The following is a 16475-nucleotide window of genomic DNA, read 5'->3' as shown; positions in this document are numbered from 1 at the left end:
CGAAATTAAGGATTTTGTTGAGGCTTTTGTTCCGGCTTTTTCCAAGTATTGTTTTCACGATTAACATCAGCGAAATTTTCCTCAGGGTCAAGCGCAACACTGGTAATTTCTTTATCAGTGAATAAACCCTTCACAAAGTCCAATTCATTTTGCATCCAGACTTCAGCAGGGAAGCGCATCAATTCGTTGCTTCCATCGCCATATGTGATTTTCATTTCTAGAGGTAGCACTAATCCGCCATTATTGACAACTTTGATGCGATAGAAGTATTTGCCTCGATTCATTTTAATCCCAAGAGAATCACTGGGTGTCAGGTTGACATCGGCAATTGCTTGGTCATTGTTATAAGTCGAATAAAACCAACCTCTCCAAAACCACGCTAAATTTTCGCCACTACCTTTTTCAAGAGAGCGGAAGAAGTCGGCTGGTTCAGGATGTTTAAACTTCCAAAGTCTGCAATATTCACGAAATGCTTCGTCAAAGACATCCGGTTTTAGGATATGCTCGCGGAGCATGACAAGTCCTGCGGCAGGTTTTGAATACCCGTTATTACCAAAATCTTTGTGAATTTGATCGGAGTTTGTCATCAATGGCACTTGATCCGAATCTTTCATATAAGGAACAATCATTTTTGCAGGTCCACGGCGGACAGGATAGGCGGGATCCCAATCTAGTTCGGCATAGTATTGGAGGAATGTATTCACACCTTCATCGAGCCAAGTCCAACGGCGTTCATCAGAAGAAACGATCATTGGAAACCAATTATGCCCCACCTCATGAATCGTGACTGAAATGAGAGCGTGAGCTAAAGCAGTTGGATAGGTGCCGTCGGGACGTGGACGAGCACCGCAGAAGCAAATCATCGGATATTCCATTCCAAATACAGGCCCGTGAACATTAATCGCGACGGGGTATGGATATTCAAAAGCCATTCTGCCATAGGTTTTCATTGTTTGAATAATGGCTTTGGTTGAAACCGAATCCCATAGTGGGCTTGCGTCGCGTGGATATAGGGAGTGGCATTCGATCACTTTTTCTTTAGGATTTTTCCAATCGTATTTATAGCCGGCGGCATCCCACACATAAGTTTTCGATGAAACCCAAGCGAAATCGCGAACATTTTCCGCTTTGTAGTGCCAAGTTAATGTCCCACTAGATTTTGGCCGAGAGCCGGGTGTCATTACCTCGTTTGGTCGAATGATATACTGAGGCCCTTCTGAACTTAAGGCATCTTTCAGCCGTGTTTGCTGCTCTTTGGTTAGCACATCTTTGGGGTTTTGAAGAACGCCCGTAGCAGCAACAATATGATTATATGGAACAGTTAATTTGACGTCATAATCTCCAAATTCCAAGTGAAATTCACCTTGCCCCATATATTGATTCGTTTGCCAACCGCTGACATCATCATAAACACAAAGGCGTGGAAACCACTGAGCAATTTCATAAAGCCAACCATCTTTTACTTTTTCTTTTGCTCCGCGCCCTTGGTCTGGTACTTTATATGACCAATCGATTTCAAGTTCAACGCTTCCACCCGATTTCAATGGTTCGAGAAGGCTTACTTTCATCACCGTTCCGGCGACATACGTTTTTGCATTAACCTTCTTGCCTTTGTTGATAAGCTGTACACGGCTGATTTTATGCCCACCATCAAAAGGCTCATTGAAAAGAAATCGCAAAGCATTTGGGTTTTTAGGTAATGGGTTTGCCGGATCAGGAGAGCGTTGCACTTTGTAAGTTCTGCTGTGCTCGAGCGAATTCAGGTTTTGATCAACCTGTAACCACAAGTAGGTTAATTCATCGGGAGAATTATTGAAATAGGTAATTTTCTCCGAACCTGTCACCGTGTGAGTTGCGGTATCGAGTGAAGCATCAATTTTGTAATTTACCTTTTGTTGCCAATAGGATTTACCGGGAGCACCATTGGCGTTTCGGAATTCATTGGGCGTTGGGAATTCTTCCAATTCGCGAAACATTGAGCGGTTAAAGCGGTTATCAAAAGTTGTGTTTTTCCATTTTTGTGCCGAAGCCACAATGGGTAGCGCAAGAAAAATGAATAGAAGTATTTTTTTCATTGATTTATGATTGGTTATCGAAAGTTTTGATGTTGTTTTGTTGACCGTAAATCTTCTCGCATAGTGATGAAAGTGTTTCCGCTTCTTCGGGCGAAATTTGACTGAAAAGGTGATGATCCAAAGCTTCAATTGGTGCAGCCATTCTATTGACAATCTCAAGCCCTTTGGCAGTTATTTTTGTAATTGAAAGTCTTTTATCAGTTTCTGAGACCGTTCTTTCCACAAGTTCTCTTTCTTCCAAGCGGTCGATTAAGCGTGTTGCATCCGGAGAGCGTTCGATCATACGGCTCAAAATCTCTCTTCTAGGATGACCATTTGGGTGGGCACCTTTAAGAATTCTTAAGACATTATACTGCTGCGCGGTTATACCATTTTCACTGCAAAGTTTTTCAATTTTTTCCTTGAGATAATCAGCAGTTACAAGCACATTTAGGGTTGCTTCTTGAAAAGCAGATTTGAAGTGAGATTGCTTTAATCGATCGCGAAGTATTTGTCCCATTCCACTTAAATCGACCTAAATTGATTGATAACTTGTTGTGTTAATTTCTTTTCCTTTGAAGGGCTTTAAGTGCCTTTTCAACGATTCGCTCGGCAGTTAAACCATATTTTTCAAGAAGTTGATTGGCTGTTCCGGATTCGCCGAATTTATCTTCAACAGCAATCATTTCAATTGGAATGGGTTTATAGCGGCTGCAGAAATTTGCGATGAGGTCTCCAAGACCAGTATTGATTTGGTGCTCTTCTGCGGTTACAATCGCTCCTGTTTCGCTTGCAGCGGCTAAAACAGCGTTTGTATCAAGCGGCTTTATGGTGTGCATATTGATGACTCGCGCAGAGACGCCTTTATCTTCAAGCAAATAAGCAGCTTGAAGGGCTCTCCAAACCATAACCCCACAAGCGATAATCGTGACATCATTCCCTTCTTTAAGGGTGATTGACTTCCCAATTTCGAATGGAATGGAATCAGGCGTAAAGTCAGGTATAGAAGGACGTCCGAACCGAAAATATACTGGTCCGTGAAATTTATGAATTGCTGCTGTAGCACGTTTCGTTTCAGAAAAATCTGCCGGAACAACAACCGTCATGTGTGGTAATGAACGCATCAAACCGATGTCTTCTAAAATTTGATGGGTTGCTCCGTCTTCGCCAAGCGTTAAACCGGCGTGTGAGGCGCAGATTTTGACATTTTTCTCAGAATAACAAACGGATTGTCGAACTTGGTCGAAACTTCTTCCTGTTGCAAAATTTGCAAAAGTTCCAGTAAACGGAATATACCCAGCGGTTGCGAAACCGGCAGCCATCGACGTCATGTGAGCTTCTGCGATTCCCACATTAAAGAATCGATTAGGGAAGTGCTCCGCAAATTTTTTCATCCCCACAGATTCTGTTAAGTCCGCACAGAGCGCAACAACTTTAGAATCTGTTTTTCCTATCTCTAGAAAAGCTTCTCCAAAACCTGCGCGCGTTGCTTTTTCTCCTCGTGAGCTAATGCGTGTCATCATGTTTTATGAATTCTAAAACGATATTTGTGGATATCGTGAAATAAATTATGTTGCAAGTCTTTTGCAAGATCTCTTTAATTATCTGAGTAAAATATAAAGAAGAAGAGATTTGTTTCAATCAGATTTCATTCGAATTTGTAAAAGTTTCCTTGGTATAGGAGAAAAATGGTGGTAAACATTGAATAAACAAGGTCGATTTCTTGAGTTTGAAGGAAAAATTCACCGACCAAAAAAGCATTTGGGTCAAAATTTTTTGGAGGATAAGAATATCCTAAAAAAAATTGCTGATTCCGTTAACCTTCATAGTTCTGAATCGGTGATTGAAATTGGTCCGGGGAAAGGTGCGTTAACGGAATTTCTAATTCAAAGAACCAATCGATTAAAAGCGATTGAGGTCGATAACTCCCTTTTCGAAGGTTTACAGAAAAAATTTTTGAATGCAGAGTTCATCTTGGGTGACTTTTTGGAAATAGAATTGGAATCCTTCTACAAAGGAGAAAAACTTGTTGTGGTAGGGAATATTCCATATTACATCACGACACCAATCATCTTTAAGTTATTAGAAAATTGGCGTTTTATCGATCGAGCCGTGCTTATGATTCAAGATGAAGTTGCGAAACGGTTGAAAGCCGAACCAGAAACAAAAGACTATGGGATTTTAGCGGTGCAACTCCAATCCTTTTCGGAGGTGTCATATCTATTTCAAGTGGGAAGAAAAGCATTTTTTCCCGCGCCAAATGTCGATAGTGCCGTTATCGAATTAAAATTTAACCCGCATCCCGCTATAAAAAAAGGCGAGGTGGATGAAAAATTTTATCGAAATTTGATTAGAAATGCTTTTTCAATGAGAAGAAAAACATTGTTAAACAACTTAAAAGGGAAATACGATATTGATTTTTTTAATGAATCAAGGATGATTGATAACAAAATAGACCTTAGTCGCAGAGCGGAAACGCTGACTCGTGAAGAGTTTATTTTGCTTTCCATAAACTTGGCAAAAAAGTAAAAAACTATACTTCGTATTCTATTGACTACATGATTAAAAATAAAACATTCAATTTTTTTTGTTGCGGTATTAAAACACTCAAATCGCAGTACTTTTCTTTCGAGTCCCTGATCATATTTTACATATTATTGCTGTTTATGTTGGAAGTCATCGGCGCGACAAGGCCAAGCAGACTGCTTCTTTTTGCTGTTTTAGGTGCAGCCGTTCTTCTTCTTCCTTTATTCAGTAAATATTTCAGTGAAAAAGCCCGTTACTTTGCTCCGATGTTCTTTGTTCCAATTTTATTTACCGAAACTTTAGGGATTATACCAACCATTATCCCTTATACGGTTGATGATCTTCTTATTCATTGGGATTTCGAACTTTTTGGGCAACATGCAACCCACTGGGCTTATCAATTTGAAAATCCTTTTGTCACCGAATATCTCCAAATTCTTTATGTGACATTCTTCTTCTTGCCTTTTCCAATTGTGATTTATTTGGTGTCAAAAGAAAAACGACAAGAAGCTGAAAACACGGTATTTTCAATTGTTTATGCATTTTTTGTTTCTTATGTCGGCTATTTTTTTATGCCGGCACGAGGACCAAGATTTACCTTACATGATATTTCGCAAATTGATCAAGAATTACCCGGTGTTTGGATCGCAGAGTCGGTAAGAAATTTACTTCATCAATTAGAAGGATACGTTGCACTTGATTGTTTTCCCTCAGGCCACACAGATATTACCCTCGTTACATTATTTATGGCTTGGAAATACCGTAAATCCATTTTTTTAATGGTTTTCCCTATCGGTGTGTCCATTATTATTTCAACGATCTATCTTCGCTATCATTACGCTGTAGATTTAATTGCCGGCGTAATATTCTTTGTGTTCACGATATGGAGTGCCCCATACGCACAATCTTTCTTTAAAGACCAAACCGAGTTTTTACAAAATTTTATTGAGAGTAAACTTCCACTCGTATTTCAGAAAGAGATTCGAAATGATAAAGCATCAAAAATTCTGCCTTAATTGGTATGCGATTTCAATGGCGATTCGTTAAATGACCTAACAAAATGGTTATGCAGATTTTATTGAAATTTTCAAGAATCTCATCATTTTTTTTGTAGATTCTGTTGCACTTAACCCGAAAATAACAAACATATCTTATGTCAGATCTAAAAGCGGAACCACTAAAAACTGAACCCAAAACCGATGTAACAAAAAGCGATATCAGTATCAAAAAAGCTGTGATAATGGCCGGCGGTTTTGGTACAAGGCTTCGACCGCTTACGATGAATATTCCCAAGCCTCTTGTTCCAATGATGCAGAAACCAATGATGCATCACATTGTCAATCTCTTAAAGCAGTATGGAATAAAGGAAATTACTTCAATGCTTTTTTATCAGCCTGATGCAATTCGCGATTACTTCGGAGATGGAAAAAAGGTTGGGGTTAAGATGCATTACATTCAATCTGATGCGGATTATGGAACTGCAGGAAGTGTACGCAATGCTGCAGACCTGATCGATGAACGGTTTATAGTGATATCAGGAGATGTGCTGACTGACTTTAATCTTGCAAAAGCGATGGAATTCCATCAAAAACGCGGCGCAAAAGCCACAATGATTTTAACCCGTGTTAAAAATCCGGTTCAATTTGGTGTGGTTATTACAGAGCCTGATGGAAAAGTTTCACGATTTCTTGAAAAGCCAACTTGGGGAGAAGTGTTCAGCGATACCATCAATACCGGTATTTATATCCTCGAAAGAGAAGTTCTCGATTTAATTCCGTTTCATGAAGATTATGATTTTTCAAAAGACTTATTTCCGAGAATGCTTCGTGAAAATATGGGTCTTTATGGGTACATCGCCGAAGGGTATTGGCGCGATATCGGAACTCTTCCCGAATATCAAGAAGCGCATTTAGATTGTTTGCACGGTCGGGTTGGGCTTGATTTCGGCGAGGGTTACGAGAAAATCGCTGCGGGGATTTTTGTTCATAAAACTGCAAAGTATGACCCCGATACAGTTAAGTTTTCGGGAAGTGTTTATGTTGGAAAAGGGTCTAAAATCGGAAAAGGTGTAACCCTTCATAATTCTGTTGTTGGAGATTCCGTGACGATTGGCGATGGCTCGCACCTCAATAAAGTCGTTGCGTGGAGTGAAGTCCAATTTGGGAAAAATGTCGATGCCCATTTATCGGTGATTTGTAATCATGTTAAAATCGGCAATGATGTAAAAATTGAGGAGCAAACATTTATCGCCGAGCGATGCAAAATCGGTAATCATGCGGTGATACGACCAAACATTAAAATTTGGCCCGAAAAGGAAATTGAAGACGGAGCAATTTTAACGCAAAGTTTGGTGTGGGAATCCAAATGGTCTCGTGAACTTTTTACCGGTGCAAGAATAACTGGCATTGCCAATATTGAAATCAATCCCGAATTTGCAGCAAAGTTAGGTGCTTCGTTTGGCACGATTATCGGAGAAGGTGGCACTGTTGCCGTAAGCCGAGATGTCGATAAAGTTTCACGAATGATCAGCCGCGCACTCATTGCAGGGTTGCTTTCATCAGGAATAACGGTTAATGACCTTCAAGCGACACCGATTCCAATCACGCGACATCGCCTTAAAAACAGTACCGAATTAGGCGGCGTTCATACTCGAAAATCCCCTTATGATAAAAACCTTTGCGATATCATCTTCTTTGATAAAGACGGGCGTGATCTTCCTACCGGCAAAACACAGAAAATTGAGCGTCATTTCTTTGGGGAAGATTACAAACGCTCAAGCTATGAAAATGTCGGTAATCTTAATTTCCCTGAGCGTGCCATCGAAAGTTACACCGATAGCTTTTTAAACTCTGTGGAGTCGGATGTGATTCGAAAAGCCAGATTACGCGTGGCGATTGATTACTCTCACGGGGCAGCATCAACGATTTTCCCCAGCATTATCGGGGGGCTAGGGATTGACCTTATTTCGATGAACGCATTTTTAGATCCAAAAAAATTTACTCGTACCGCCGATGAATTTTTGCAAGCAGCTGATAAACTTTCTGAAATTGTAGTGTCATTAGGCTATGATATTGGGTTTATGCTTGATGGAGGCGCAGAGCGCGTCTATATTGCTGATGAACGCGGAAATTTTCTAGATCATCAAAGATTACTAACCCTCATTACAAGATTATTTATCGATGTAAACCCTGAAACTAGAAAAATCGCGGTACCTATCACTGCCTCACAAGAAATCGATGACATTTGTTCTGAAAGAGGTATTGCCGTAGTTCGCACCGGAGACAGCCATCTTGATTTAATGCGTACCATTGCGTCTGACCCAGAAATTTCATTTGTAGGCGGTACAAAGGGCGGATTTGTATTTCCGAAGTTTTTATTCGCTGTTGATGGAATGTTTTCTTGCGTGAAGATTATGGAAATGATGGCGAAATCAAAGGTCAGAATCGGTGATTTATCAGTGCGTTACCCTGAAAAATATTTTATGATAAAGCGAAACATTTCGTGCCCAAAAGATGCAAAGGGAAAGGTAATGCGTAAAATTATGGAAGACACTGCAAGCAATTACCGAATTTTGATTGATGGTGTAAAGATCATTTTTGATAATGAAACCTCCCTTCTTCTATTACCGGATAAAGAGCGGGATATTTTTCATATTAACGCCGAGTCTCGCTCCAAAAGCCGCGCTGTTAGGCTTGTTTCTGAATACGAAAGAAAATTAAGCGGATGGGTTTTAGAATAAACGATCAAATTGAAATGGATTTTTCTTTATCAAAGGAATTAAAAGTTGGGTTGACTGTGCTAAGTGCGGCCGTCATCTTGATTTATGTGATTTGGTGGGGAAAAGATGTCAAGGTCGGAACTAGACAAGTTCAATTTAGTTTTAGAAATGTTTCAGGGTTGCAAATCGGTGACCCCGTGATGGTCAGTGGCTTAAGAGTCGGTAAAGTGGAATCGATTAGCTTTAGCGAATCTCTCGTTATTGTTTCCGCCTCTCTTCCTCCCGAACTTGAGCTATTCAAAGACGCTGAAGTGAAATTAATGATGTATGAGCTCATGACGGGAAAGAAACTTGAACTCATTCCCGGAACAAGAGAATGGGGATTCTTGGAAGAAGGGAAAATGATTCCGGGCTATTTTGTTTCGGATATTCCTGAACTCGTCGGTTTTGCCGGCACAACTGTCGATACCCTTCGTTTACTTCTTTCTGATATGCAACGAACGCTCTCCAATGCTAATCGAATTTTAGGTGATGATGATATGGCCAATGATCTTCGCTTAACCTTAAGAAATATGAGGCAAATAACGACTGATCTTGCCTATGTCAGCCGCGATATGCGAAGTGTTAAAGTCTCTGAATTAATGGGTCGCTTGGAAAGCACCGTTAATTCAGCCGATAGCTTTATGCGAGAATTAAAACCCGAAGTTAAATCTTCTTTGGAGGAATTTCGAACTACCGCACGCAACATTAATGAAGCGATTTTAGTCATCAAACCGGTCGTTGAAGAAATCAAATCGAATCGGAAATCCGTCATTGGAAAATTAATGTATGATACGCTTTTTGCATCAAGGCTTGAAAGTGCAATTGTTCAACTCGATTCAGTTTTGAAACTGGGTCAGGATGATGGTATAAAAGTAAAATTGAAAGTTTTTTGATGAATTCTTTTTTTTTGAGACTTTGGTATGACTATATTTGCGGCTCAAAAATAATATCTGACAATTCGAAATTTTCGACAATAATCCGTTTCTGAGAGTATATGGCAGCCAAGAAAGATTCTGGTAAGGCAGTAAAGAAAAAGCAAGATGTTGGCTTCAAGGCCGTTAAACTTATTCAATCGATCAAATCAACGAAAACCGGACAGTGGCGTTTCGCTGAGAAACTTGTTAAGGTTCCGACCGGTGCTGATGAAGCAAAGTTCTTTGAACAAGAAGCAAAGAAAATCAATATCCTTTAGTTCTTAAAAAAGACACAAATGTGTCTTTTTTTTTTGCAAAATATTTAAATGCGAATTATTTGCAATTTTTGTTTGTTGAATAATTCAACTTTTATCACATTGAAGATAAATATGAATCAAGGCGAAGAAAGGCCGCATCATCCAAATTCATTTTTAGGATTAAACCTTGACAAAATCGGGTTTTCTGCTTCTATGATTTGTGCAATTCATTGCTTGTTTGTTCCATTGTTTCTTGCAGGAGCAACAGGTTTTTCAGTTTTGGCCCATCCGGTTATCGAGTTCTCAATAATCAGTTTTGGAATCATTGTTGGTGTTTCTTCTCTATCACATAGTTTTCGATTTCACCATAAAAATGCTTTGCCAATTTTATTGATTGTTTTGGGTTTTGGAATAATCGCGTCCGGTCATCTTTTTTTTGATGAGTTTGAAAGTATTGTAACCCCGATTGGTGCCATTATTGTTGCGTCTTCGCACATGATTAATTTTAAATTGACAAAATCGTGCCCCGTTGGGAGTTGATTAAAGTAATATGATTTTTTCAAGATTTTGGAAGTTTCGGCTTCTGTTTTTTTTCTGTTTTTTTCAAATGCAATTCATTTGCGATTGTATTTATGTCAACCGAATCGTTGCGCAAGTAAAAACAGATTCTCTAACCGGAAGTCTTCGTGGGCAGGTATTTGAATCCATTTCGAAGGAGCCGATTGCAGGAGTATTGGTTTATCTATTGGATGTTGAAAAGAAAGCGAACCCCACAACGCTTTCAACCACAGTAACTGATGAAAAGGGTCGATTTAATATTTCAATTCGATCAATTCAATCTCCTTCACCCCACCAATTTGAACTTCGATTTTCAAGAATTGGCTATAAAATGTTGGTAATGCCCCTCGGATCAATTCCTGAAACAGATTTGCGGGTTTCGCTTCAAACGGCCGACATTCAGTACGAAGAGATGCAAGTTCAGAGTGAACGGATTCTTGGCTCCGGCCTATCAACTCAGTCTTCAGAAGTACTGAAGCTTGAGGAACTCGACCGACATCGAGGGCAGACCTTTGGCGAAATGATTTCCGAAGTTACAGGAGTAACCATTTTACAGACAGGTCCATCAATTTCAAAGCCCGTTATTCGTGGATTACACAGTCAGCGGATTGTGATTATGAATGATGGGATTCGGCAAGAGGGACAGCAGTGGGGCGCGGAACACGCACCAGAAATTGATCCATTTGCTGCCGGTCGAATTGAAGTACTCAAAGGAGGCAGAAGCGTCGAGTATGGGGCAGACGCGATAGGGGGAGTGATTCGGGTTGAACCAAAGCCATTTGAAACACAGCACGGTTTAAGCGGAGAAGTTCGTGTGAACTCCTTTTCAAATAACTTACAAGGCGCACTTTCAGCAGAAATCAGCGGCGACTTTAAGATGTTTGGATTCTCAAATGATGATTTGCGTTGGCGATTTCAAGCGAGCATCAGGCAAGCCGGCAATTCAGAAACCCCCGATTACATTATTCGAAACTCCGGATTTCGTGAAACCGATGTGGCTGTATTTTTTGGAAATATTGCGAATGATCAAACCCTTGCTTGGCGATTTCATTACAGCCGTTTCATGACCGAATTGGGAATATACCGCGGTGCCCATATCGGGAACTTAACCGACTTACAGCGTGCCATTGAACGCGGTTCCATTTTCGACAGTTCTGCAACATTTACTTATGATATCATCTCTCCAAGGCAGGAAATATCGCACGATAGGGCTTCGATTGCATTTTCCATTCCCTCGTTAATTGGAAATTGGGAACTCTCGACGGGCGCTCAACTCAATATCCGAAAAGAATTTGATGCATTTACCTTCGGCGGTATCTCAGGCACGATTCCTGCTCTGAAAATGCAACTCTTTACAGCGACCAGTGACGCAAAATTGACACAATTACCCGACCAAAATTTTTTTGGCTCTTGGCTAAAAAATACAATCGGAAGATTGGGCGTTTCAACAGTTTTTCAAATGAATGTTCGAGGTGAATCACGCCAACGGCTAATCCCAGACTTTATCAGTTTCACCATCGGTCTTTTTGTGACAGAAGAAATACAGCTTTCTGAATCAAGTACTATCAATTTCGGGGGAAGGTTCGATTATAGAATTCAAGAAGCCGCTGTTTTTAATCGAAGCTCACGAATTTCAACCGATGTCACAAGAGATTTTCAAGCTGCGACATTTAGCCTTGGTTATAAACAGAAAGTTTGGGAGTCTTTTTATTTATCAGGAAATATTGCTTCCGCTTGGAGACCACCTTCTATCAATGAACTTTATAGCGATGGGGTTCATCACGGAACTGCAATTTACGAGCGTGGAAATCCAACGCTCTTGGTAGAGCAATCGAATTCGATTGAATTTGGAGCGGAAATCGAATCATCGGACGTGAAAATCGAAATATCAACCTATTACAATCGGTTTTCAAATTTCATCTTTCAAGAACCCACAGGAATTGTTCTAACTCTTCGTGGTGCATTTCCGGCAACGGCGTATTCCCAATCTGACGCAGCCATTTATGGCGCTGAGTTTTCTTTACGAGCACAGCTGAACACTTGGGCAAGTTTAGAATCAAAGGTTGCGATTGTTCGAGGCGATAATTTAACCCGAAATGAACCGCTCATCTTAATACCCTCCGATAGGGCATCCGTTTCTCTGCATTTTGACTTGCCAGATGTTTGGGGGCTAAGCGAGAATTTCATTCAATTGGGTATTGAAGGGGTAAGACGACAGAATCGAATTCCTGCACCGCTTATCTCTCAAGAAAACATCACGCAGAGTTCACTCTCTGAAGCGGATTACCGCGAGTTAATGATTCGACTGACGGAATCTCCCGCAGGTTATGCCCTCTTGAATTTTGAAATGGGAACAAAAATCAAATTCGATGGTAAGAATTTTTTCACCCTTTCGCTCTCAGTTCAAAATTTAACGAATCAACGATATCGTGAATACTTAAGCCGCTTCCGCTACTATATCGATAACCCCGGACGCAATTTTGTTCTTCGAGCTCAAATTCCTTTTGGTTCTTCTTCGTAGCAATTTATTTTTTTAACTAAATCATTTCATCACAATGAAAATCACACGATTCTTTTTCTCGGTAGTTTTAGGTGCAATTGTCGCCTTTGGATTCAATGCATGCAAGAGTCATGACCACGACCACGAGCACGGTGCCGTAACAACATTGAGGCTTCAATTGACAAATTCGACAACCGCTTCAAATGTTGTTTCAGGACAAGCAAAAGACCTTGATGGCGACGGTGGGAATGCACCAACGATTGATACGCTTCGCCTGCAAGCCGGCGTAACCTATAACGGAACCATTTTATTACGCAATGACAACGATAATGAAGACCTCACGGAGGAAATTCGTGAAGAAGCTGATAGTCACATGTTTGTATTTACTTCAAATACATCGCGTATGGTGGTTTCAAATTTGAACAAGGATTCCAAAAATGCCGACTTCGGAATTGACTATACGCTTCAAGCAACCAGTGGCGGAAGTACAACCGGAACATTGCGCGTGGTGCTTCGCCATTATGACACAGGTAACAAAACTGAAGAGTTCGATACCGATTTCGATGTAACCTTCCCTGTGGTTGTTTCAGGAAATCAGTTGATAGTAATTCCTGCAGTTGCCGTACATTAGTTTTTTACTTTTCAATTAAAGAAGGGTGAAATCAAAAAGGCTGAACATGAATGTTCAGCCTTTTTTTTGAAAACAAAGGCTCGCATAAGCGAGCCCGTACAACTTTGGAGCAATGTTCAAAAAAAGAAAGAACCTAATGTGCTTAAAAGTGCATTGAAAGTTACCCTTTGTTGTTTGTTTTGAGATAAGTCGTGCCTTAACAAAATGTTCTTGAAATGTTAATGAAATTGTTCCGTTTCGGTACTTCCCGCCATTGCAACGGTTGAAGAATTGCCTTGTTGCACGGTGTTTTGCACGTAATCGAAATACTGTGTACCTACAAAAGCCTGATGCTTGACGGCAGAAAACCCTTTGCTTTGCAAAGCGAATTCCCGTTGCTGAAGGCTGCTGAACCCAAGCATGCCTTGTTCTTTATAAGCCAAGGAAAGCTCAAACATTGCGGTATTGAGCGAGTGAAAGCCGGCAAGGGTAATGAATTGAAATTTGTAACCCATCTCAGCAATTTTTTCGGAGAAGGAAAGCATTTCACTTTCGCTGAGTTTTGCCGCCCAATTGAATGAAGGAGAGCAATTGTAGGCCAAAAGCTTCTTCGGATACTTGGCGTGAATGGCTGCAGCGAATTCGCGGGCTTCTCCTAAGTCGGGCTTTGAAGTTTCCATCCAAAGTAAGTCTGAAAAGGGTGCATAAGATATTCCACGAGAAATGGCTTGTTCGACGCCATTTTTCACATAATAAAATCCTTCAGAAGTACGCTTGCCGGTTACAAAAGGGCGATCAATTTCATCAACATCAGAGGTAAGAAGATTTGCGGCATCGGCATCGGTTCGAGCGATGAGAATTGTTGGAACGCCGCAAACATCGGCGGCAAGGCGTGCCGCAATAAGTTTTTGGATTGCTTCTGAAGTTGGCACTAACACCTTTCCGCCCAAGTGTCCGCACTTTTTGGCGGATGAAAGTTGATCTTCAAAGTGAACGCCTGCTGCGCCGGCTTCGATCATTGCTTTCATTAATTCAAAGGCATTTAAGTTGCCTCCGAAACCCGCCTCCGCATCCGCAACAATAGGTGCAAGCCAATCGATATTGCCTTCACCGGTTACGGATTGAATTTGATCTCGACGAAGCAATGCATTATTAATTTTCTTAACAACGCTTGGAACTGAATTTGCAGGGTAGAGAGATTGATCGGGATACATCTCACCGGCTAAGTTCGCATCGGCAGCGACTTGCCAACCGCTTAAATAAATCGCATCAAGCCCAGCCATAACTTCTTGAATGGCTTGATTGCCTGTTAATGCCCCTAATGCACCAACGAATTTTTTGGTCAAAAGCATGTGCCAAAGTTTTTGTGCGCCGGCTTTCGCAATAGAATATTCGATATCGACCGAACCGCGAAGTTTAATAACATCTTCTGCGTTATAAGTACGTTCAACACCAACCCAGCGCGGGTTGTTGACCCATTCATTCTTGAGAGCCGTTATTTTTTGCTCTTTGTTCATAAGCGTAATGTGATTTGTTTAGAAAAGTTCTTTTTGTTCAATAAAGTGTTAATTAATCCTGTCGTAAGCAGAAAGTGTGAGAAAATCTTGAAACTTTGATGATTCAATTAGCTCCATAAAAATGGCGGTTGCCTCTACAAATCGTCCGTGGAGATAAGCTTCCTCGCCGACATAGGTTTTGATTTTCAAGAGTTCTTCTTGCATCAATCTTTTGCAAAGATTTAGCGTAACCGTTGTTCCATTTTCCATCACCGCTCGGTGGTGAATCCATTGCCACACTTGCGTGCGTGAAATTTCCGCGGTTGCCGCGTCTTCCATTAGGTTGTAAATTGCTGCGGCACCAACACCCCGAAGCCAACTTTCGATATACAGAATGCCGACATTGATATTCATTCGGAGCCCAGCTTCTGTTATGGTGCCTTCAGGTGCACGGAGCAATAAGTCGCGAGTTGGTTCAAAATCCGGCAATTGCTTTTCAATCTGATTTGGTTGAGGCATATAGGTATTGAAAATTTCCATTGCCACAGGGACAAGACCGGGGTGTGCAACCCAAGTCCCATCATGCCCATCTTGCACTTCGCGTAGCTTATCGGCTTTGACGCGCTCGATGGCGGCTTCATTAGCAACGGGATCATTTTTGATGGGGATTTGAGCGGCCATTCCGCCCATTGCGTGAACGCCGCGTTTGTGACAAGTTTTAATCACAAGGCGGCTGTAAGCTCTCAGAAAATCGGTGGTCATAGTAACCTTTGAGCGGTCGGGCAAAAGAAACTTCGGGTTATTTCTGAACTTTTTGATGTAAGAAAAAATGTAATCCCAACGACCGCAGTTTAGCCCTGCAGAGTGTTCACGAAGTTCATAGAGAATTTCATCAAGTTCAAAAGTTGCAAGAATTGTTTCAACAAGAACCGTGGCTTTGATGGTGCCAGATGGAATTCCAAGCGAAGACTGCGCAAAGAGGAAAACATCGTTCCAAAGTTTTGCTTCTTCTGCCGATTCCAATTTTGGTAAATAGAAATATGGGCCGCTGCCTTTTTGAATCAGCGTTTGGGCATTATGGAAGAAGTATAGTCCAAAATCGAAGAGCGAGCCGCTGATGGGTAACTCTTCAACCAAGAAGTGCTTTTCAACCAAATGCCAACCGCGAGGTCGAACAAGGAGGGTGGCAATTTTTTCGTTCAGTCGATAAATTTTTCCATTTTCGGGATTCGTGAATTCAATGGTACCGCGAATGGCATCACGAAGATTGAGTTGACCTTCAAGATTATTTTCCCAAGAAGGAGAATTACTGTCTTCAAAATCAGCCATAAACACCTTTGCGCCTGAATTCAAAGCATTAATGATCATTTTGCGGTCAACCGGGCCGGTGATTTCAACTCGTCGGTCAAGTAAATCGGGCGGTAGTGGGGCTACTTTCCAATCGGACTTTCGAATGGCGTCGGCATTAAGAGGGAAATCGGGAAGTTTGCCATTGTCGAATTCGGTTTGACGAAGGATTCTTTTCTCAAGGAGAGATAAACGGCGTTCATTAAATCGCTCGTGAAGCGAAATGACAAATTGTATTGCTTCAGGGGTAAGGATTTGCTGATACCGTACCGGTTGAGTTCCCGTGATTTGAAAATTTACGGTGGTGAGTGACTCTGTCATAGTTTCTTCGGATTTTCTTAAATGTTGAATTTCGTTTGTGCTCGTATGAATGGACAAATATAAGAATACTTTTCAATTAGCGAAATATTCGCTGAAAATATTTTTTTCTTTTTTTTAGCGAAATTTCACAAA

General features: G+C 41.0%; 13 protein-coding genes. 8 read left to right on the top strand and 5 right to left on the bottom strand.

What is annotated here, in order from left to right:
• Positions 1-5: 5 nt before the first annotated feature.
• Genes SFU91_07085 through SFU91_07075 form a run of 3 tightly spaced genes read right to left on the bottom strand, consistent with a single transcriptional unit; the run spans position 6 to position 3577 of the window.
• Complete coding sequence (locus tag SFU91_07085; protein ID MDX2128783.1) at positions 6-2075, bottom strand: M1 family metallopeptidase; 2070 nt, start codon at positions 2073-2075, stop codon at positions 6-8.
• Between the two features lie 4 nt (positions 2076-2079).
• Complete coding sequence (locus tag SFU91_07080) at positions 2080-2574, bottom strand: MarR family transcriptional regulator (protein MDX2128782.1); 495 nt, start codon at positions 2572-2574, stop codon at positions 2080-2082.
• Positions 2575-2614: 40 nt separating this feature from the next.
• Complete coding sequence (locus SFU91_07075) at positions 2615-3577, bottom strand: transketolase family protein (GenBank protein ID MDX2128781.1); 963 nt, start codon at positions 3575-3577, stop codon at positions 2615-2617.
• Positions 3578-3755: 178 nt separating this feature from the next.
• Here SFU91_07075 and rsmA point away from each other — a divergent pair, with 178 nt between their 5' ends.
• The 8 genes from rsmA (at position 3756) to SFU91_07035 (ending at position 13200) form a co-directional block, all read left to right on the top strand.
• Positions 3756-4583, top strand: a complete 828-nt coding sequence (gene rsmA / locus SFU91_07070; GenBank protein ID MDX2128780.1) for a 16S rRNA (adenine(1518)-N(6)/adenine(1519)-N(6))-dimethyltransferase RsmA — start codon at positions 3756-3758, stop codon at positions 4581-4583.
• A gap of 137 nt (positions 4584-4720) precedes the next feature.
• Positions 4721-5596, top strand: a complete 876-nt coding sequence (locus SFU91_07065) for a phosphatase PAP2 family protein (GenBank protein MDX2128779.1) — start codon at positions 4721-4723, stop codon at positions 5594-5596.
• Positions 5597-5733: 137 nt separating this feature from the next.
• Positions 5734-8319, top strand: coding sequence for a sugar phosphate nucleotidyltransferase (locus tag SFU91_07060; GenBank protein MDX2128778.1), 2586 nt, complete (start codon positions 5734-5736; stop codon positions 8317-8319).
• 14 nt (positions 8320-8333) lie between these two features.
• Complete coding sequence (locus tag SFU91_07055) at positions 8334-9233, top strand: MlaD family protein (GenBank protein MDX2128777.1); 900 nt, start codon at positions 8334-8336, stop codon at positions 9231-9233.
• Between the two features lie 101 nt (positions 9234-9334).
• Positions 9335-9532: a hypothetical protein gene (locus tag SFU91_07050; GenBank protein MDX2128776.1), complete on the top strand. Its 198-nt coding sequence runs from the start codon at positions 9335-9337 to the stop codon at positions 9530-9532.
• Between the two features lie 111 nt (positions 9533-9643).
• Positions 9644-10051 (top strand): MerC domain-containing protein, encoded by a 408-nt coding sequence (locus SFU91_07045; GenBank protein MDX2128775.1) that lies wholly within the window; start codon positions 9644-9646, stop codon positions 10049-10051.
• A gap of 67 nt (positions 10052-10118) precedes the next feature.
• Complete coding sequence (locus SFU91_07040) at positions 10119-12590, top strand: TonB-dependent receptor (protein ID MDX2128774.1); 2472 nt, start codon at positions 10119-10121, stop codon at positions 12588-12590.
• 34 nt (positions 12591-12624) lie between these two features.
• Entirely contained in the window at positions 12625-13200 is a 576-nt protein-coding gene (locus SFU91_07035) for a hypothetical protein (protein ID MDX2128773.1), read from the top strand.
• Positions 13201-13418: 218 nt separating this feature from the next.
• Here SFU91_07035 and aceA read toward each other — a convergent pair whose 3' ends face one another.
• Together aceA and aceB are read right to left on the bottom strand one after the other, a co-directional pair.
• On the bottom strand, positions 13419-14696 hold the full coding sequence (aceA, locus tag SFU91_07030; protein MDX2128772.1) for an isocitrate lyase: 1278 nt from the start codon (positions 14694-14696) through the stop codon (positions 13419-13421).
• Positions 14697-14744: 48 nt separating this feature from the next.
• Positions 14745-16343 (bottom strand): malate synthase A, encoded by a 1599-nt coding sequence (aceB, locus tag SFU91_07025; GenBank protein ID MDX2128771.1) that lies wholly within the window; start codon positions 16341-16343, stop codon positions 14745-14747.
• Positions 16344-16475 lie beyond the last annotated feature (132 nt).

The sequence above is a fragment of the Chloroherpetonaceae bacterium genome (genome assembly GCA_033763895.1).
Classification (GTDB): Bacteria; Bacteroidota; Chlorobiia; order Chlorobiales; family Thermochlorobacteraceae; genus JANRJQ01.
Note: the sequence above shows the minus strand (reverse complement) of the source record. Positions and strands in the feature narration are given on the sequence as shown.